Annotated in this window: 17 protein-coding genes; 3 read left to right on the top strand and 14 right to left on the bottom strand. The window is 69.8% G+C overall.

Annotated elements, in window-relative coordinates; all coding sequences use genetic code 11:
• Position 1: 1 nt before the first annotated feature.
• A complete protein-coding gene (acpS, locus tag ABWV53_RS11565; protein WP_353365959.1) occupies positions 2-412 on the top strand; it encodes a holo-ACP synthase in 411 nt (136 codons plus the stop codon).
• Positions 413-479: 67 nt separating this feature from the next.
• Positions 480-1574: a beta-N-acetylhexosaminidase gene (nagZ, locus tag ABWV53_RS11560; protein WP_353365957.1), complete on the top strand. Its 1095-nt coding sequence runs from the start codon at positions 480-482 to the stop codon at positions 1572-1574.
• A 94-nt stretch (positions 1575-1668) separates the two neighbouring features.
• Here the strand turns inward: nagZ and ABWV53_RS11555 are convergent, their stop codons facing one another.
• The 4 genes from ABWV53_RS11555 to ABWV53_RS11540 all read right to left on the bottom strand — a co-directional run bounded on the left by ABWV53_RS11555 (position 1669) and on the right by ABWV53_RS11540 (position 5742).
• Positions 1669-2388 (bottom strand): mechanosensitive ion channel domain-containing protein, encoded by a 720-nt coding sequence (locus tag ABWV53_RS11555; RefSeq protein WP_353365955.1) that lies wholly within the window; start codon positions 2386-2388, stop codon positions 1669-1671.
• Positions 2385-3425, bottom strand: a complete 1041-nt coding sequence (locus ABWV53_RS11550; protein ID WP_353365953.1) for a GGDEF domain-containing response regulator — start codon at positions 3423-3425, stop codon at positions 2385-2387. The genes ABWV53_RS11555 and ABWV53_RS11550 overlap by 4 nt, the downstream gene beginning before the upstream one ends.
• 5 nt (positions 3426-3430) lie before the next feature.
• A complete protein-coding gene (gene lysS, locus ABWV53_RS11545; RefSeq protein WP_353365951.1) occupies positions 3431-4975 on the bottom strand; it encodes a lysine--tRNA ligase in 1545 nt (514 codons plus the stop codon).
• A 134-nt stretch (positions 4976-5109) separates the two neighbouring features.
• Positions 5110-5742: an LON peptidase substrate-binding domain-containing protein gene (locus tag ABWV53_RS11540; RefSeq protein ID WP_353365949.1), complete on the bottom strand. Its 633-nt coding sequence runs from the start codon at positions 5740-5742 to the stop codon at positions 5110-5112.
• A gap of 139 nt (positions 5743-5881) precedes the next feature.
• Here ABWV53_RS11540 and ABWV53_RS11535 point away from each other — a divergent pair, with 139 nt between their 5' ends.
• A complete protein-coding gene (locus ABWV53_RS11535) occupies positions 5882-6436 on the top strand; it encodes a YggT family protein (RefSeq protein ID WP_353365947.1) in 555 nt (184 codons plus the stop codon).
• Between the two features lie 141 nt (positions 6437-6577).
• Here ABWV53_RS11535 and accD read toward each other — a convergent pair whose 3' ends face one another.
• The 10 genes from accD to ABWV53_RS11485 all read right to left on the bottom strand — a co-directional run bounded on the left by accD (position 6578) and on the right by ABWV53_RS11485 (position 17858).
• Complete coding sequence (accD, locus tag ABWV53_RS11530) at positions 6578-7450, bottom strand: acetyl-CoA carboxylase, carboxyltransferase subunit beta (RefSeq protein WP_056668431.1); 873 nt, start codon at positions 7448-7450, stop codon at positions 6578-6580.
• A 61-nt stretch (positions 7451-7511) separates the two neighbouring features.
• The gene (trpA, locus tag ABWV53_RS11525) at positions 7512-8351 is read right to left on the bottom strand and encodes a tryptophan synthase subunit alpha (protein WP_353366705.1); all 840 of its coding nucleotides are present in this window, start codon (positions 8349-8351) and stop codon (positions 7512-7514) included.
• Between the two features lie 32 nt (positions 8352-8383).
• Positions 8384-9655 (bottom strand): tryptophan synthase subunit beta, encoded by a 1272-nt coding sequence (gene trpB, locus ABWV53_RS11520; protein WP_353365944.1) that lies wholly within the window; start codon positions 9653-9655, stop codon positions 8384-8386.
• Positions 9655-10422, bottom strand: a complete 768-nt coding sequence (locus ABWV53_RS11515) for a phosphoribosylanthranilate isomerase (protein ID WP_353365942.1) — start codon at positions 10420-10422, stop codon at positions 9655-9657. The genes trpB and ABWV53_RS11515 overlap by 1 nt, the downstream gene beginning before the upstream one ends.
• Positions 10419-11249, bottom strand: coding sequence for a tRNA pseudouridine(38-40) synthase TruA (gene truA / locus ABWV53_RS11510; RefSeq protein WP_353365940.1), 831 nt, complete (start codon positions 11247-11249; stop codon positions 10419-10421). The genes ABWV53_RS11515 and truA overlap by 4 nt, the downstream gene beginning before the upstream one ends.
• 43 nt (positions 11250-11292) lie before the next feature.
• Complete coding sequence (locus ABWV53_RS11505; RefSeq protein WP_353365938.1) at positions 11293-14088, bottom strand: motility hub landmark protein FimV; 2796 nt, start codon at positions 14086-14088, stop codon at positions 11293-11295.
• Positions 14089-14396: 308 nt separating this feature from the next.
• Positions 14397-15527, bottom strand: a complete 1131-nt coding sequence (asd, locus tag ABWV53_RS11500; RefSeq protein ID WP_353365936.1) for an aspartate-semialdehyde dehydrogenase — start codon at positions 15525-15527, stop codon at positions 14397-14399.
• 348 nt (positions 15528-15875) lie between these two features.
• Positions 15876-16946: a 3-isopropylmalate dehydrogenase gene (leuB, locus tag ABWV53_RS11495; protein WP_353365934.1), complete on the bottom strand. Its 1071-nt coding sequence runs from the start codon at positions 16944-16946 to the stop codon at positions 15876-15878.
• Positions 16947-17031: 85 nt separating this feature from the next.
• Positions 17032-17697 carry a 3-isopropylmalate dehydratase small subunit gene (gene leuD / locus ABWV53_RS11490; RefSeq protein ID WP_353365932.1) on the bottom strand — a complete coding sequence of 222 codons (666 nt, stop codon included), beginning with the start codon at positions 17695-17697 and terminating at the stop codon, positions 17032-17034.
• A 32-nt stretch (positions 17698-17729) separates the two neighbouring features.
• Complete coding sequence (locus ABWV53_RS11485; RefSeq protein WP_353365930.1) at positions 17730-17858, bottom strand: entericidin A/B family lipoprotein; 129 nt, start codon at positions 17856-17858, stop codon at positions 17730-17732.
• Positions 17859-17866: the final 8 nt, after the last annotated feature.

The raw sequence follows: 17866 nt of genomic DNA, 5'->3' as shown, positions 1-17866 counted from the left end.
CATGATCTACGGCATCGGCACCGACATCTGCGACGTGCGCCGCATCCGCGCCAGCCTGGACCGCCACGGCGACCGCTTCGCCGAGAAGGTGCTGTCCCAGGCCGAGCTGGCCGTCTGGCGCCGCCGCAGCGTACGCTGGCCCGAGCGCGGCCTGCGCTACCTGGCCACCCGCTTTTCCGCCAAGGAGGCCTTCAGCAAGGCCATCGGCTTAGGGATGCGCATGCCCATGACCTGGCGCCACTGCGAGATCGCCAACCTGCCCAGCGGCAAGCCGCAGATCGTGCTGCACGGCGCGCTGAAGGACTGGTTCGAGGCGCGCGGCCTGCGCTGCCACATCACGGTCACCGACGAGACCGACTACGCCGCCAGCTTCTGCGTGGTGGAAGCGGCGGGCGGTGCGCCCACTCCCTGAAATCCTGATCGAAATGGCCCCCGGCGCTCGTCCTTCAAGCGCATGGCGCTATGAATAGAGTAGCAATATGACCATCGAGCACGCTCCCCTCATCCTCGACGTGGCCGGCACCACCCTGAATGCCGACGACCGCCGCCGCCTGGCGCACCCGCTGGCGGGCGGCGTCATCCTCTTTGCGCGCAACTGGCAGAGCCGCGCGCAACTGCTGGAGCTCACCGCCGCCATCAAGGCCGTGCGCAGCGACCTGCTGGTCTGCGTGGACCACGAAGGCGGCCGCGTGCAGCGCTTTCGCACCGATGGCTTCACCCACCTGCCGCCCATGCGCGCCTTCGGCCGCATGTGGGACGACGACGGCCAGGGCGCCCGGGCCCGGCCCGGCGAGGGCGCCCTGCGCGCCACCAACGCGGCCACCGCCGCCGGCTACGTGCTGGGCAGCGAGCTGCGCGCCTGCGGTGTCGATTTCAGCTTCGCGCCCGTGCTGGACCTCGACCACGGCGAGAGCGGCGTCATCGGCGACCGCAGCTTCCACCGCGACCCGCGCGTCGTCACCCTGCTGGCCAAGAGCCTGATGCACGGCCTGCTGCAGGCCGGCATGGCGCACTGCGGCAAGCACTTCCCGGGGCATGGCTTCGTGAAGGCCGATTCGCACACCGACGTGCCGGTGGACCGCCGCAGCCTGAAGGCGCTGCTGGCCGACGACGCGGCGCCGTACCCCCGGCTTTCCAGCACGCTCACCGCCGTCATGCCGGCCCACGTGAGCTATCCCCGGGTGGACCCGCGCCCGGCGGGCTTCTCGCGCCGCTGGCTGCAAGACATCCTGCGCGCCCAGCTGCGCTTCGACGGCGCCATCTTCAGCGACGACCTGAGCATGGAGGGCGCCCGCCGCATCGAAGGCCAGCCGGTCGGCTACACCGAGGCCACGCTGGCCGCGCTGCAGGCCGGCTGCGACCTGGTGCTGCTGTGCAACCAGAGCCTGGACGGCAGCCGCATGCTCGACGAAGTGCTGGACGGCCTGCAAGCCGCCGCCATGGACGGTTTCTGGCAGCCGAGCCCCGACAGCGAGGCCCGCCGCCTGGCCCTGCTGCCCGAGACGCTGCCCCAGCCGTGGGACGAGCTCATGCTCCAGCCCGCCTACATGGCGGCGCTGGAATGCCTGCCCTGACCGGCAGGCCATCGCCGGGTCGCTCCGCCCGTGGCGTCGGACCATCGGGTCCCGCAGGGCGGGCACCATCGCCCGCATGGCCAATGGGCCCGCATCAACCCGCGCGCGTCGGGGCTCCGTCAGGCTCGGCAGGGCCCGTCCTGCTTTCGCCAGGCGGCAGCGTCGCGCCGGCGGGTGCCGTGGCGTCCGTGGGCGCGGCCGCGGCCGGATGGGCGGGCAGGTCGTGCGCCGGCGGCAGCCCGCCTTTCCAGCGCCGCACCACGCGCTGGAACATCAGGGCATTGGGGACCTGCAGCAGCGCCGGGTGCTGCGGGTCGCTGCCGTAGTCTTCCAGCGTGGTGTAGAGCAGGTTGATGTCCACCACCCGGCCCTTGGCGCCGGGCTTTTCGGCGGTGTCCAGCACCTCGATGGAGTCGCCCAGCCGGAACGGCCCCACGGTGAAGATCAGCAGCGCGCAGAACAGGTTGGACAGCACGCTCCACGCGGCGAAGAAGGCCACCGCACCCACCGCCGCGAAGCCGGTGAAGGCCGTCCACAGCACGGTGGCCGACACGCCCAGCCGTTCCAGCACCAGCAGGATGGCACTGCCCATGATGAGCCAGCGCAGCACGCCGTTGATCGGCACCATCATCTCCAGCGGCCAGTGGTAGTGCGCGCCGGCGCGCGAGACCAGCCGGCGCAGCGCGCGCTGCAGCAGCATGGCCACCAGCACGATGAGGACGATCTGCAGGCCGGGCAGGATGATGTCCAGCCAGTCCCGCACCCAGAACGGCAGCGAATCCTTCAGCTGCGCATGCAGGGCCGACCCGGTCAATGCCCGACTCCGCCCGGCCGCTGCTCGACGGTGTCCATCTGCATCTCGAAGCTGAAGAACCGGTTGCGGCCCTGTTCCTTGGCGGCGTAGAGCGCCTGGTCGGCGCGCATCACCATCGCCTCGGCGCTGGTGCCCGCGTCCGGCAGGCAGGTGGTGATGCCGCCGGAGATCGTGAGCACCGGGCCCACCGGCGAATCGGGGTGGGGCAGGGCGCGGGTCTCGAGAACCCGGCCCAGGGCCCGAGCGAATGTCATGGCGCCGGAGCGGGGTGTGTTGGGCAGGATCAGCGCGAACTCTTCGCCGCCATAGCGCGCCGCCACGTCGCGTGGCCGCACGCACACGTCGCGCAGCAGGCGGCCGACTTCCTTCAGGCAGTGGTCGCCCTGCACGTGGCCGGCCGCGTCGTTCAGGCGCTTGAAGTGGTCCAGGTCGCAGAGCATCAGCGTGAGCGGCGTGCCCTCGCGGCGCGCGGCGATGATCTCGTTGTGCAGCACCCGGTCGAAGCCCCGGCGGTTGACCAGGCCGGTGAGCGCGTCGATCTCCACGATGGCGTTGAGTTGCTGGTTGGCGACGTGCAGTTCGTTGGTCAGCGCCACCAGGCGGCGGCGCATGTCGAGCAGCCGGCGCATGGCCCGCAGCTTGGCCACCAGCACGATGGGCTTGACGGGCTTGACGATGTAGTCGTCGCCGCCGGCCTCGATGGCGCGCCACACGTCGACCTCGTTGTCCAGGCCCGACAGGAAGATGATCGGCGTCCACCCCCCGGGTTCGGCCTCGCGCATCTGCTGCGCGATCCAGTACCCGTCCTTGCCCGGCAGGCGGATGTCGAGCAGCACCAGGTCCGGCCGGTGCTGCACGAACTGCTGGAGCGCCAGCTCCGCCGAGTCGGCCTCGTGGATGATGTGCACGTTCGCATGCCGCAACTCGCCCACCAGGGCGGCGCGCACCGAGGGCTGGTCTTCCACCACCAGCACGGTGAACCCGTCGTCCACGGGGCCGTCCGGGGTCGCGGCAGGGGTGGCGGGCGTGGAGGCCATGGCGGTCAGTGCTCTCGGCGCAGCGCGGGGAAGAGGATCACGTCGCGGATGCTGGCGCTGTCGGTGAGCAGCATCATCAGCCGGTCAATGCCGATGCCGCAGCCGCCGGCGGGCGGCATGCCGTATTCCAGCGCCCGCACGAAGTCGTGGTCGAAGTACATCGCCTCGTCGTCGCCGGAATCCTTGGCCGACACCTGCGCGTTGAAGCGGGCGGCCTGGTCTTCGGCGTCGTTCAGCTCGGAGAATCCGTTGCCGAATTCGCGGCCGGTGATGTAGAGCTCGAAGCGCTCGGTCACCTCGGGGCGCAGGTCGTTGGCGCGTGCCAGCGGGCTGATCTCGGTCGGGTGTTCCATGATGAAGGTCGGCTCCCAGAGCTTGTCCTCGACCAGTTCCTCGAAATAGAGCACCTGCAGGCCGGCCAGCGTGCGGGTGGAGAGGCGGTTCTTCTCCTCGGACAGGCCCAGCTTCTTGAGCGCGCTGGTCAGCCAGGCCGCGTCGTCCACGTGGGCGCCCGCTTCGGTGTGCTGGAAGATGGCTTCGCGGATGGTCAGGCGCTGGAAGGGCCTGGACAGGTCGACCGCGCGGCCGCCATAGTTCAGCTCCAGCGTGCCCACGGCCTTCATGGCGGCGTCGCGCACCAGCTGCTCGGTGAAGTCCATCAGGTCGCGGTAGTTCCAGTAGGCCGCGTAGAACTCCATCATGGTGAACTCGGGGTTGTGGCGCACCGACACCCCCTCGTTGCGGAAGTTGCGGTTGATCTCGAACACCCGCTCGAAGCCGCCCACCAGCAGGCGCTTCAAGTAAAGCTCCGGTGCGATGCGCAGGTACATCTCCTGGTCGAGCGCGTTGTGGTGCGTGACGAAGGGCCGCGCGTTGGCACCGCCGGGAATGGGGTGCAGCATGGGCGTCTCGACCTCCAGGAAGCCGTGCTCGACCATGAATTCGCGGATGCCCGAGACGGCCTTGCTGCGTGCGATGAAGCGGCGGCGGGCCTGGTCGTCGGTCATCAGGTCCACGTAGCGCTGGCGCACCTTCTGCTCCAGGTCGGCCATGCCGTGGAACTTGTCGGGCATGGGGCGCAGGCTCTTGGTGAGCAGGCGCAGCGTGGTCACCTTGACCGACAGCTCGCCGGTCCTGGTCTTCATCAGCGTGCCCTCGGCGCCCAGGATGTCGCCCAGGTCCCAGTGCTTGAAGGCGGCGTAGAGCTCTTCGCCCAGCGCATCGCGCGTGACGTAGATCTGCAGCCGGCCGCCGGTCGTGCCGAGCGATCCGTCCTGCAGGCTGGCGAAGCTGGCCTTGCCCATCACGCGCTTGAGCATCATGCGGCCGGCCACGCTCACCGTGACGGGGTTCGCTTCCAGCGACTCGGCGGTGGCGCCGGCGTACTGCGCCTGCAGGTCGGCCGCGCGGTGGGCGGGCTGGAAGTCGTTCGGGAAGGCCACGCCCTTGCCCTGGGCCTGGGCGTCGCGCAGGGCCTTGAGTTTCTCGCGGCGCTCCGCGATGAGCTGGTTGTCGTCAGGGGCGGCGGTGGGCGTGGAGTGTTCGGACATGGGGCAACGAAGATGCGCCGCGCACCGGAGCGGCGCGGGGCGGGAGGCCAAAACCCATGATTCTAAGTTTCCCGCAGCGCGAAGCCCTGCGTAGCCTGCCGTTGCGCGGGGGCGGGCCGGGAGTTCAGGCGGCGTCAGGACGCGATGCCGGTGCGCTCCAGCACGTCGCCCACCAGTTCCAGGCGCAGCAGCGGGTTGTCCAGCGCCATCAGCTGCTGCTTGAGCTCGGGCGGCACGGGCAGCAGTTCGCACCAGCGGTTGGCCACCCAGCCGCAGTCGGCCAGTTGGCCCGGCAGGGGCGGCGGCATGGCGAAGTCGGGGTCGCGCAGGCGCAGTTGCGCCACGACCTGGGCCAGCGCGGCAGCGGTGCGTTCCAGGTCGGGCGGCACGGCGACGGGCTGATCGGGCGCGCACTGTTCCACGTCGGCCACCCACAGGCCGTGCGGCAATTGGCTGCGCTGCAGGATGCGAAAGCGCTCGGTGCCCAGGCATTGCAGGTGGATGAGGCCGGCCTGGGGCGCCTCCAGCTGCTCGATCACGGCCAGCGTGCCCATGTCGTGGAACCGCTCCTGCGGCGCGCCCGCCCGCCTGACCTCCTCACCGCTCCTTAGCGCCACCACGCCGAAGGGCGCGCCGGCCTGCTGGCACTTGCGCACCATGTCGAGGTAGCGCACTTCGAAGACTCTCAGCGACAGCGCGCCACCGGGAAACAGCACGGTGCCGAGAGGAAACAGCGGCAACGATGACAGCGCGAGGGGTTGGGGCATGGTGGCGGCTCGGTGGGGGCAGGCCGCTATCATCCTATGGCCGCCGCGGGCCGCCCGTCGGCCGTTTGCCCGAGTCGGGCACCCGAGCGCCGCTCGCCCTTTCGCCTTCGCCTTCGCCCTGGCCTTTCGGCCCACCGCCATGCTCTACCAGATCTTTTCCCTGTTACTCGACGTCGTGGGCGGGCTGCTCACCGGGGCCTGCCTGCTGCGCCTCTACATGCAACGCCAGCGCGTGCCCTTCACCAACCCGGTCGGCCGGCTGGTCTTCGCGCTCAGCGACTGGCTGGTGATTCCGCTGCGCCGGGTGATCCCGTCCGTCGGCGGCTGGGACGTGGCCTGCCTGGTGGGCGCCTTCCTGGTGCAATTGGTGCAGTACCTGCTGCTCTGGGCGGTGATCGGACTGGGCGTGGGGGCCGGCTGGGCCTGGGTGCCGTGGTTCGCGCTCTTCGGCATGGCGCGGGTGGCGGTGTCGGGCCTGATGGGCCTCTTGATCGTCTATGCCGTGTTGTCCTGGGTGCAGACGCAGTCGCCGCTCAGCGACGTCATTGCCCGCCTGTGCGAGCCGCTGCTGCGGCCCTTGCGCCGCGTGGTGCCGCTGCTGGGCGGGGTGGACCTGTCGCCGCTGGTGGCGCTGGTGCTGCTGCAGGTGGTGATGATCGTGCTGGGGCACCTGCAGATGGCGGTGCTGATCTGATCTGGTCCGGGCTGGTCGGTCCGCTGTCGTTTCCTATGAAAAAAGCTGCTGGCGCTTGTACATCAAGCGCCAGCAGCTATTATTTTCATAGCAACCGACGATTTGGCACGGCAGTGGCCTGCGCGGCCCGCCGTGGTGGGCTCAGGCCACCGCGTCGGCGGGCAGGCGCTGCAGCATGGCCAGGCTCCGGGCCAGGGTGTCGCGCAGTTCGCGGCGGTCGCAGATGAAGTCCACCGCGCCCTTGGTCTGCAGGAACTCGGCGCGCTGGAAGCCCTCGGGCAGCTTCACGCGCACGGTCGATTCGATCACGCGCGGGCCGGCGAAGCCGATCAGCGCCTTGGGCTCGGCCACCACGATGTCGCCCACGAAGGCGAAGCCGGCCGACACGCCGCCCATGGTCGGGTCCGTGAGCACGCTGATGTAGGGCAGGCCCTTCTTCGCCAGGCGCGTCAGCGCGGCGTTGGTCTTGGCCATCTGCATCAGCGAGAGCAGGCCTTCCTGCATGCGCGCGCCGCCGGTGGCCGTGAAGCAGATGAAGGGCACCTTCTGCTCGATGGCGGCCTCCACGCCGCGCACGAACCGCTCGCCCACCACGCTGCCCATGGAGCCGCCCATGAATTCGAACTCGAAGCAGGCGACCACCACGTTGACGCTCTTGATCGCGCCGCCCATGACGATGAGCGCATCGGTCTCGCCGGTGTTCTCCAGCGCTTCCTTCAGGCGTTCGGTGTACTTGCGGCTGTCCTTGAACTTCAGCGCATCGACCGGCAGCACTTCCTGCCCGATCTCATAGCGGCCTTCCGGGTCGAGAAACGCATTGAGCCGCGCCCGCGCGCCGATGCGGTGGTGGTGGCCGCAGTGCGGGCAGACGTTCTGGTTCTGCTCCAGGTCGGTCTTGTAGAGCACCGTCTCGCAGCTCGGGCACTTGGTCCACAGACCTTCGGGCACTTGGCGCCGCTCGGTCGGATCGGTCTGCTGGATTTTGGACGGCAGGAGTTTTTCGAGCCAGGACATGGGTTTTCCTCTTCAAATGACAGCCCCGCATGCCGCTCGAACGCGGCATGCGGGGCTGGGATTATGCGTCGAGCGCCTTGCGGATGCCGCGCAGGAAGTCCACCGTCACGGCGACCACCTTCTCGTGCGGCTGGTCTTCGATCAGCTGGATGATCCGGCTGCCGATGACCACCGCGTCGGCCACGCGGCCGATGGCCTGGGCCGTCGCCGCGTCGCGGATGCCGAAGCCCACGCCCACCGGAATGTCCTCGCCCAGCTGCTGGCGGATGCGCGGCAGCATGGCCTCGACGGCGCCGGTGTCGAGCGCGCCGGAGCCCGTCACGCCCTTGAGCGACACGTAGTACACGTAGCCGCTGGCCACGCGGGCCACCTGCTGCATGCGCTCGGAGGTAGAGGTGGGGGCCAGCAGGAAGATCAGGTCCATGCCCTGCGCGCGCAGGCTGGCGGCGAAGGCCTCGCATTCCTCGGGCGGGTAGTCGACGATGAGCACGCCATCGACCCCGGCCGCCGCCGCATCGCGCACGAAGGCGCCTGCGTCGTGCCGCTGGTCGTAGCGCTCCACCGGGTTGGCATAGCCCATCAGCACCACGGGGGTGGCCTGGTTGCGCTGGCGGAAGACGCGCACGTGCTCAAGTACCTGCGCCATGCCGATGCCCAGTGCCAGGGCCTTTTCGCCGGCCTTCTGGATGACCGGGCCGTCGGCCATGGGGTCGGAGAACGGCACGCCGAGTTCGATCACGTCGGCGCCGGCCTCGACCATGCCGTGCATCAGCGCAGGCGTGATGTCGGCGAACGGGAAGCCGGCGGTGATGTAGGGAATCAGCGCCTTGCGGCCTTGCGCGCGCAGGGCGGTGAAGGTGGCCGCGATGCGGTTGCGCGGCGCGGCGGCGGCATCTGCCAGGGCCACGGCGGCGGAGGGGGTGGACACGCCGTTCATGCTGCGGGCCCTCCCTTCACGGTCAGGCCGCGCATGGAGGGGCGGTCGTAGAAGTCGGCGCCGGACAGGTCGGCCACGGTGCCGATGTCCTTGTCGCCCCGCCCGGAGAGATTCACCAGGATGGACTGGTCGGCCCGCATGGTGGGCGCGAGCTGCATGGCGTAGGCCATGGCGTGGCTGGATTCCAGCGCGGGGATGATGCCCTCGGCGCGGCACAGGTGGTGAAACGCCGCCAGCGCCTGCTGGTCGGTGATGCCGACGTATTCGGCGCGGCCGATCTCCTGCAGCCAGGCGTGTTCGGGTCCCACTCCGGGGTAGTCCAGGCCCGCGCTGATGCTGTGCGTCTCGGTGATCTGGCCGTTCTCGTCCTGCAGGATGAAGGTGCGGTTGCCGTGCAGCACGCCGCTGCTGCCGCGCTGCAGCGAGGCGGAATGCTTGCCGCTGTCGAGCCCCTCGCCGGCCGCCTCCACGCCGATCAGGCGGGTGGCCTTGAACGGAATGTAGGGGTGGAAGATGCCCATGGCGTTGCTGCCGCCGCCCACGCAGGCGACCACGGCATCGGGCTGCTGGGCGGCGATGCGCTGCTCGGCCAGCAGCGGCGGCATCTGCTCGATGCACTCGGTGCCGATCACGCTCTGGAAGTCGCGCACCATCATCGGGTAGGGATGCGGGCCCGCCACCGTGCCGATGATGTAGAACGTGTTGTCCACGTTGGCCACCCAGTCGCGCATGGCTTCGTTGAGCGCGTCCTTCAGCGTGCGGCTGCCCGATTCGACCGGCACCACCGTGGCGCCCAGCAGCTTCATGCGGTAGACGTTGGGGCTTTGGCGTTTCACGTCTTCCGCGCCCATGTACACCACGCACTCCAGGCCGTAGCGCGCGCAGATGGTGGCCGTGGCCACGCCGTGCTGGCCGGCGCCGGTCTCGGCGATGATGCGCGGCTTGCCCATGCGCTTGGCGAGCATGGCCTGGCCGATCACGTTGTTGATCTTGTGCGCGCCGGTGTGGTTCAGGTCTTCGCGCTTGAGGAAGATCTGCGCGCCGCCCAGTTCGCGGCTGGTGCGCGCCGCGTGGTAGACGGGCGACGGCCGGCCGACGAAGTGCGCCAGCTCGTAGGCGAATTCGGCCAGGAACTCGGGGTCGTGCTGGTAGCGGGCGTAGGCCTCGCGCAGCTCGTTGATGGCGTGCGTCAGCGTCTCGCTGACGAAGCTGCCGCCGTAGGAGCCGAAATGGCCCGCGGCATCGGGAAAGGAATAGGTGTCGGACATCAGAGGATCAGTGGAGCAGGAGCCGCATCGGCCGCGCGCACGGCGGCGATGAAGCGATGGATCTTGTCGGCGTCCTTGACGCCCCGGATGGGCTGGCCATCGGGGCCGTCGGCTTCGACGCCGGAGGAAACGTCAACGGCCAGCGTCTTGCAGCGCGGCCGTACCTGCCAGATGCCATCGGTCACGTTTGCAGGCGTGAGTCCACCAGACAAAACGAGGTGAGAGTCGACGCTTGGAGGCAGGAGTGACCAATTGAAAGCCTTGCCGCCGCCGCCATAGCCGTCGACATGGGCGTCGAGCAGGATGGCCTGGGCGTGAGAGTGATCGAGCGCGTATTTTACGAGGTCGAACCGCGCCGCGCCGTTGCCCAGGGGAATGCGCGCCGCCCGCAGGTAAGGCCGCACCCCGCCGCCCGTGGCCGCCAGGCAGTCCGCAGGCGATTCATCACCATGGAATTGCAGCGTAGCGCCCGGAATCAGGGCGCTTGCAGCTATGATTTTGGGAGCAGACTCGTTCACGAACAGCAGCACCGGCGTGACGAAGGGCGGCAGCCGCCGCGCCAGTTGCGCGGCCCGCTCGGGCGTGACGGCCCGGGCGCTGGGCGCATAGAGCACGAAGCCCACCGCGTCGGCGCCGGCCGCCACGGCGGCGTCCACGTCCTGCTCGCGCGTCAGCCCGCAGATCTTGACCCGCGTGCGCGCCGGCGGCGCGGAGATGGAGGACGGTGGAGAGGGAGTGGCGAAGGGCGCGGAGCCGGGTGAGGTCATGGCAGCCAATCATACGCAGCCGCATGCGAGGGCAGGCCCCATGCGGCGTCGTACGACGGCCCGATGAAATACAGCCCGTCGGGCGAGAAGGTGGGGGCAGCCGCATCCCGCGAGAGGGCGTCGCGCACGCTGCGCATCCATTCGGGCGGCTGCTTGCCCTGGCCGATCGCGATCAGGCAGCCCATGATGTTGCGGATCATGTGGTGCAGGAAGGCGTTGCCCTCGAATTCGAAGCGCCAGTAGCAGGGGCTCCAGTCGTGCGGGCCGCAGGGCGCACGCGGCGGCTGCGTGCCGTCCCGGCGCGTGATGCGGATCTGGCGCAGCGTCTTCACCGGCGACTTGGCCTGGCAGGCCGAGGCGCGGAACGAGGTGAAGTCGTGCTCGCCCAGCAGGTGTTCGGCCGCGGCACGCATGGCGTTGCCGTCGAGCGGGTGGTACACCCAGCCCACGCGGCCGGCCTCGACGCTCGGGCGCACCGGCGACTGCAGCAGCACGTAGGCATAGCGCCGCGCAATGGCGCTGCCGCGGCTGTGGAAGCTGTCCGGCACCGCCTGCGCCCATTGCACGGCGATGTCCGGCGGCAGGAAGGTGTTGGTGCCGCGCACCCACGAGGCGGGCAGGCGGTCGAGCGGCGTGTCGAAGTGCACCACCTGCATCAGCCCGTGCACGCCGGTGTCGGTGCGGCCCGCGCACACGGTGGACACCCGCTCGGTGGCGAAGCGGCTCAGCGCCGCCTCCAGCTTGTCCTGGATGGTGTTGCCAGAAACCTGGCTCTGCCAGCCGTTGTAGCCCTGGCCGTTGTAGCCGACGCCCAGCGCCATTCTCATGGCGCTGTTCCGGCAAGCGGGGCGGGAGTGCCGCGCAGCGCCATCAGCCGAGTTCGGACAGCAGGCGCTGCGCCCGCGTCTTCAGCTCGCCCGACGATTCGGCGATCACTTCCTCGATCAGGGTGCGGGCGCCTTCGCTGTCGCCGATGGCGTTGAATTCCTCGGCCAGCGCCAGCTTGGTGGCCAGCGGATCGTCGGGCAGCGCGGAGCCGGTGAAACCCGCGTCTTCCAAGGCGGGGGCCGGCTGCACGCGGGCTGGCTCGGTCGGGGTGTCGAGGTCAAGCGACAGGTCGCCCAGGTCGAAGTCCCGCGGCCCGGGCGGCTGGCCCTGCGCATCCAGCGGAGCGATGCCGGAATCGAGCATCGACAGATCGCTGGCGGCGAAGTCGGGCGCGTCGATGCTGGGCGTCGCGAGCGCGGCGGGCTGGGTGGCCGCGTCGGCCCGGGGCCAGTCGGCATCGGGCAGGTCCAGGCCCGAGAAGTCCAGCTCCGGCGTGGGCGCCTCGACCGCCGGGGTGGCGGTTTCGCGGTCCAGTTCGGGCTCGATGCGGGGCGTGGATTCCGGTTCGGGCTCGGGCGGCGACAGACGGGGCTCGTCCTCCTGCGGCGGGACGATGGACGCACCGGCGGCCCCGCCCGCCGCTGCAGCCGCGGCCATGGCGAATGCGCTGGGCGCGGCGGCAGGCGCCGCGGGCGGTGCATCGGTCAATGCGTCGTCGGGCAGGTCGAGGTCCAGGTCCAGATCCAGATCGGGCGGCAGCGACGAGGTCTGGCCGGCACGGGAATCGCCGGCGTCGGGCAAGGTGCTGGGAAAGCCGGCTGCCGCGCCTGCCGCAAGGCCCGCCGCACCGATGCCCAGGGAGGGGCGGGCGCCCGGCTGGTAGAGGGCGTTGTCGGGGTCCAGGGTGCGGCCGGTGTCGGCCACGCGCTGCCATTCGGCGCCCTGGCCGTCGGTCAGGCGCAGCACGTCCTGGGCCGCCACCTCGAACGCCTTGCGGTCCTGGCGCTTGGCATAGATGTCGGCCAGCTTGGCGTGGATGGCGACGCGGTCGGGATGGTGGCGCGCGGCTTCCTTCAGGATTTCCTCGGCCTGCAGGTCGCGGCCGTAGGCCAGGTACACGTCGGCCTCGGCCACCGGATCGACGTCGCCGCCCGTGTCGAGCTGGCTGGGCGAATAGGCCATCGACGAGCCGGTGGTCATCATGCTGTGGGCGGTGTCCACGCGCTGGCCACCGCTGGAGCCGAAGAACGAATCGGGCTGCGCGCGGCTTTCCATGAAGGAGCTGTCCACGCCCGGCGTTGCGCGGCGGCGTTGCGCGGCGCGGTAGCCCGCGTAGCCCAGCAGCGCAAGGATGAGCGCCAGGGCCACGCCGGGCAGGAGCGGCTCTTCCAGCAGGGTGGAGACGAAGCCGGGTTCTTCGGCCGCGTCCGCTGGCGGCACGGCGGCAGGCGCGGGGGCGGGGCTGGCGGGGGCTGCAGCCGGGGTCGCCGGCGCGGGGCTCGCGGCGGAGGCAGCGGTAGCGGGCGACGCGGGGGTCGAGGCGGCGGGTGTCGCAGCCGCCGCTGCCGCAGCGGTTGGCGCGCTGGCGGTGGCCTGCGCGGCGGGGGTGGGCGCCGCGACCGGCACCGCCACGCCCGGGGCCGCGGGGCTGGCCGCTGCTGCGGGCGCGGGCGCTGCCGCGGAGCCCGCCGGAGCCGACGCCGCATTGAGCTTGTTCAGCTCGGAGATGTTTTTGTTCAGCTCGGCCATGCGCGCCGCCGAATCGCTGGCCTGCTTGTCCTTGGCCAGCTGCTCCTCGGCCTTGGCGGCCTGCACGCCGCCCTTGGAGAGCGTGAGCTTGTCCGGCGCGGCCGTGGCGGGCTTGCGGTCTTCGACCTGGCTCTGTACGGAGCCGCTGGCGGAGCGGCCGGCGGCGGCCACGGCGGCGGGCGGCGCGGCGGCGGCCAGCCGGCGGCGGAACTCGTTGAAGTCACGGCTTTGCGCCGCGATGATCTGGCGCGCCTCGGCCGGCGGCGTGGTCTGCGCCTCGACCTGATCGGGCAGCTGCAGCACGGCGCCCGAGCGCAGGCGGTTCACGTTGCCGTTGACGAAGGCATCGGGGTTGGCGCGCATCATGGCGACCAGCATCTGGTCGAGCGACACGCCCGCCGGCCGGTTGGCGCTGGCGATGCGGCCCGCCGTGTCGCCGGGGCGGACGGTGACGGAGTCGGCGCCGGCGCGCGCGGCGGCCGGAGCGGGTGCCGCGACCGGCGCGGGCCGGGGCGCGGGTGCCGGCCGGGTGGAGGTGACGGCGGGCGGGGGCACCGGCGATGTGTCGGCCGGCGCCGGCCTGGCTGCCGCAGGGGCGGGCGCGGGGGCCTGGGCCAGGGCGGCGGGAGCCGGAGGCGCCGTGACCTGGGGCGACGCGGTCACGGCGGGGGCCGGGCGGCGCGTGGCGGGCGGGTCGAACAGCATGGTGTAGCTGCGCACGATGTGCCCGGAATTCCACGACGCGTCGATCACCAGGTCGACGAACGGGTCGTTGATCGGCCTGTCGCTGTTCAGGCGCAGCACCATAGATCCGTCGGCGCGCCGCTGCAGCGCGACGCGCACGCCGTTGAGCGTGGGGGTGTATTCGAAGCCCTGGGCGCGAAAGACTTCGGGCGACGCCAGCGTGGCGCGCAGCGATTCGGCTTCGGCGGGGGTGATCTGCGGCAGGTCGATCTCGGCGCGCAGGGGCTCGCCCAGCGCGGACTGCACGGTGACCCGTCCCAGGGCCAGAGCGGAAGCATCGGTGGTGTACAGGCCGGCGGACAGAACGGCTGCGGCGGCCAGGGCGGAGAGTTTCCAACGATGCATGTGAGCCATCAGCGAAGAGGTAGAGGCCTGCCTTGCGGCGCGGCGGGCAGAACATTCAGCCGGCGTGGATAGAGGTTCCAAGCCGGCGCGCAAGAAAATGTAAAAAGCACCATAGCATCAATGCTTTAGGGTGACAAGCCAGCCTGCAGGCGGCGACTGCGGGGCCCTCGGAAGGCCCTGGGCGGAGGGGGTTGGGCGTGTTGGGGCGGTACAACGCGCCTCCCCTGGTGCCACCCATCAGCGGGGGGCGAGGCCTGATCGCTTCACCCCGCCAGCCCATGAAAAACGGACCCGAAGGTCCGTAGTCATCAAGCGTCCAGCAGGATGCGCAGCATGCGGCGCAGCGGCTCCGCGGCGCCCCAGAGGAGCTGGTCGCCGATGGTGAAGGCTCCGATGTATTCCGGGCCCATCGCCAGCTCGCGGATGCGGCCGACGGGAATCGTCATGGTGCCGGTCACGGCGACGGGCGTCAGATCCTTGATGGTGGCCTCGCGCGTGTTCGGCACGACCTTCACCCACTCGTTGTCGGCGGCGATCATGGCCTCGATGTCGGCCACCGGCACTGCCTTGTTCAGCTTGAAGGTCAGCGCCTGGCTGTGGCAGCGCATGGCGCCCACGCGCACGCAGAAGCCGTCGACCGGCACGGCCTGGGTGCCGAAGCCTTCGCCCTGGCCGAGGATCTTGTTCGTCTCGGCCATGCCCTTCCATTCTTCCTTGGACATGCCGTTGCCCAGGTCCTTGTCGATCCAGGGGATCAGGCTGCCGCCCAGGGGCACGCCGAAGTTGGCCGTCTCGGCTTCGGACAGGCTGCGCTGCTTCGCGATGACCTTGCGGTCGATCTCCAGGATGGCGCTCTTCGGGTCGTCCAGCAGCGAGCGCACCTCGGCGTTCAGCGTGCCGTATTGCGTGAGCAGCTCGCGCATGTGCTGGGCGCCGCCGCCGCTGGCGGCCTGGTAGGTCTGCGTGCTCATCCACTCGACCAGGCCCGCCTTGTACAGCGCGCCCACGCCCATCAGCATGCAGCTGACGGTGCAGTTGCCGCCGATCCAGTTCTTGCCGCCCTTGGCGAGCGCATCCTTGATGACGGAGAGGTTCACCGGGTCGAGCACGATGACGGCGTCGTCCTTCATGCGCAGGGTCGACGCGGCGTCGATCCAGTGGCCGTTCCAGCCGGCGGCGCGCAGCTTGGGGAAGACTTCGCTGGTGTAGTCGCCGCCCTGGGCGGTGAGGATGATGTCGCAGCGCTTGAGCGCGTCGATGTCGAACGCATCGCGCAGCGTGGTTTCGTTCTTCGCCTGCGCGGGGGCCTTGCCGCCCGCGTTGGACGTGGAGAAGAACATCGGCTCGATCAGCGCGAAGTCGCCTTCGGCCTGCATGCGATCCATGAGAACAGAGCCGACCATGCCACGCCAGCCGACCAGACCTACCAACTTGCTCATTTTCAACACCCCTACTCAGTTTAAGAAGAAACAATGCCCGACCGGGACTGTTCCTGCCCGGCTCGTCAGGGCCAGGAGGGGCGCACGACGGAACCGGAGCTGGATCAGCCCGTAATGGTCGTGGTTTTGGTGGTGATTGCGCGCACGGTCACGGCGGCCAGGGCGGCTGCGGTGGTGTTCAGGGCGAACGGGCGGGCGGCAAACATGGGGATGGATTGTAGTGCACGCGCTGCCCATGCAGGTTGCGCATGGGCCGATGCGTGTTGTTCCAGCGCGCCACCGCCCTGCACCGGGCCCCACAAAAAAGCGGCCGCAGGGCCGCTTCGCTCAATCCAGGGGCCGCTCGGGTCAGGCCAGCGCTTTCACCACGGCATCGCCCATCTGGGCCGTGCCCACCTTGGTCGTGCCTTCGCTCCAGATGTCGGGCGTGCGCAGGCCCTGCGCCAGCACTTTCTGCACGGCAGCCTCGATGCGTTGGGCGGCGGCTTCCTGGTTCAGGCTGAAGCGCAGCATCATCGCGGCGCTGAGGATGGTGGCGAGCGGGTTGGCGACGCCTTTGCCGGCGATGTCGGGCGCGCTGCCGTGGCTGGGCTCGTACAGGCCCTGGTTCTTCGCGTTCAGGCTGGCCGAGGGCAGCATGCCGATGGAGCCGGTGAGCATGGAGGCTTCGTCCGAGAGGATGTCGCCGAACATGTTGCCGGTCACCATCACGTCGAAGGCCTTGGGCTTCTTCACCAGTTGCATGGCGGCGTTGTCGACGTACATGTGCTCCAGCTCCACGTCGGGATATTCCTTATGCACGTCGGTGACCACGTCCTTCCAGAACTGGAAGGTCTCCAGCACGTTGGCCTTGTCGACGCTGGTGACCTTCTTGCTGCGCTTGCGGGCGGCCTGGAAGGCGACGTGGGCGATGCGCTCGATCTCCGGGCGGCTGTAGCGCATGGTGTCGAAGGCTTCCTCGGCGCCGGGGAAGTGCCCGTCGGTGGCCACGCGGCGGCCGCGCGGCTGGCCGAAGTAGATGTCGCCCGTCAGCTCGCGGATGATGAGGATGTCGAGGCCCGCGATCAGCTCGGGCTTGAGGCTGGATGCGCCCACCAGCTGCTCATAGCAGATGGCGGGGCGGAAGTTGGCGAAGAGGCCCAGGTGCTTGCGCAGGCCCAGGATGGCCTGCTCGGGGCGCAGCGGGCGGTCGAGCTTGTCGTACTTCCAGTCGCCCACCGCGCCGAACAGGATGGCGTCGGACTGCTGCGCCAGCTTCAGCGTCGATTCGGGCAGCGGGTGGCCGTGGGCTTCATAGGCGGCGCCGCCGACCAGGGCGGACTCCATCTCCAGGCCGAGGTCCATGGCCTCGAGCACCTTGACGGCCTCCGCGACGATCTCGGTGCCGATGCCGTCACCCGGCAGAACTGCGATTTTCATTGGTTTGCTTCTCTTTTGATAGCTGCCTGCGCCGATGGAATGAGCACTGCAGCCTGTTTTGATAGGTAATTAGGGCGCAGGCCGCTCAGCTGGCCATGGTGTGCGCCAGCCAGGGCTTGGTCGCCAGGCGCTCGGCTTCGAAGGCCTTGATCTTCTCGGACTGGCGCAAAGTGAGGCCGATGTCGTCGAAGCCGTTGAGCAGGCAGTACTTGCGGAAGGCGTTCACCTCGAACGGGATCTCCTCGCCGACCACCTCGTCGCGGTTATGGCGCACGATGACCTGGCGCTCCAGGTCGATGGTGAGCTCGTAGCCCGGAAAGGCATGCACTTCGTCGAACAGCTGGGCCACGGTGGCCTCGGGCAGCACGATGGGCAGCAGGCCGTTCTTGAAGCAGTTGTTGAAGAAGATGTCGGCGAAGCTGGGCGCGATCACGGCGCGGAAGCCGTACTGGTCCAGCGCCCAGGGCGCGTGCTCGCGGCTCGATCCGCAGCCGAAGTTCTTGCGCGCCAGCAGTACCGAGGCGCCGGCATAGCGCGGCTGGTTCAGCACGAAGTCGGGGTTGGGCTTTCGGCTCGCCGGGTCCTGGCCGGGCTCGCCGTGGTCCAGGTAGCGCCACTCGTCGAACAGGTTCACGCCGAAGCCGGTCTTCTTGATCGACTTGAGGAACTGCTTGGGGATGATGGCGTCGGTATCGACGTTCTCGCGGTCCATGGGGGCCACGAGGCCGGTGTGGATGGTGAATTGCTGCATGGTGGGAAACGGTCGGTTCGGTGCGGTTCGGTTTACTTGGCGGCGCGCTCGATGGCGCTGCCGGCGCGCTGCACGTCCTGGCCCATGCCCTTGACGGTGTTGCAGCCCGCCAGCAGCGCCGCGAGGGCCAGCGCGAGCAGGGCGGTGAAGGTCTTCTTCATGGCGGTGT

This window comes from Acidovorax sp. FG27, from assembly GCF_040365715.1.
Lineage (GTDB): Bacteria > Pseudomonadota > Gammaproteobacteria > Burkholderiales > Burkholderiaceae_C > Paracidovorax.
This window is presented reverse-complemented; position numbering and strand designations above follow the sequence as displayed.

Coding starts and splice junctions, on each gene's coding strand:
- acpS (WP_353365959.1), top strand. CDS start 2: ATGATCTACGGCATCGGCACCGACATCTGCGACGTGCGCCGCATCCGC.
- nagZ (WP_353365957.1), top strand. CDS start 480: ATGACCATCGAGCACGCTCCCCTCATCCTCGACGTGGCCGGCACCACC.
- ABWV53_RS11550 (WP_353365953.1), bottom strand. CDS start 3,425: ATGGCCTCCACGCCCGCCACCCCTGCCGCGACCCCGGACGGCCCCGTG.
- lysS (WP_353365951.1), bottom strand. CDS start 4,975: ATGTCCGAACACTCCACGCCCACCGCCGCCCCTGACGACAACCAGCTC.
- ABWV53_RS11540 (WP_353365949.1), bottom strand. CDS start 5,742: ATGCCCCAACCCCTCGCGCTGTCATCGTTGCCGCTGTTTCCTCTCGGC.
- ABWV53_RS11535 (WP_353365947.1), top strand. CDS start 5,882: ATGCTCTACCAGATCTTTTCCCTGTTACTCGACGTCGTGGGCGGGCTG.
- accD (WP_056668431.1), bottom strand. CDS start 7,450: ATGTCCTGGCTCGAAAAACTCCTGCCGTCCAAAATCCAGCAGACCGAT.
- trpB (WP_353365944.1), bottom strand. CDS start 9,655: ATGTCCGACACCTATTCCTTTCCCGATGCCGCGGGCCATTTCGGCTCC.
- ABWV53_RS11515 (WP_353365942.1), bottom strand. CDS start 10,422: ATGACCTCACCCGGCTCCGCGCCCTTCGCCACTCCCTCTCCACCGTCC.
- truA (WP_353365940.1), bottom strand. CDS start 11,249: ATGAGAATGGCGCTGGGCGTCGGCTACAACGGCCAGGGCTACAACGGC.
- ABWV53_RS11505 (WP_353365938.1), bottom strand. CDS start 14,088: ATGCATCGTTGGAAACTCTCCGCCCTGGCCGCCGCAGCCGTTCTGTCC.
- asd (WP_353365936.1), bottom strand. CDS start 15,527: ATGAGCAAGTTGGTAGGTCTGGTCGGCTGGCGTGGCATGGTCGGCTCT.
- leuB (WP_353365934.1), bottom strand. CDS start 16,946: ATGAAAATCGCAGTTCTGCCGGGTGACGGCATCGGCACCGAGATCGTC.
- leuD (WP_353365932.1), bottom strand. CDS start 17,697: ATGCAGCAATTCACCATCCACACCGGCCTCGTGGCCCCCATGGACCGC.
- ABWV53_RS11485 (WP_353365930.1), bottom strand. CDS start 17,858: ATGAAGAAGACCTTCACCGCCCTGCTCGCGCTGGCCCTCGCGGCGCTG.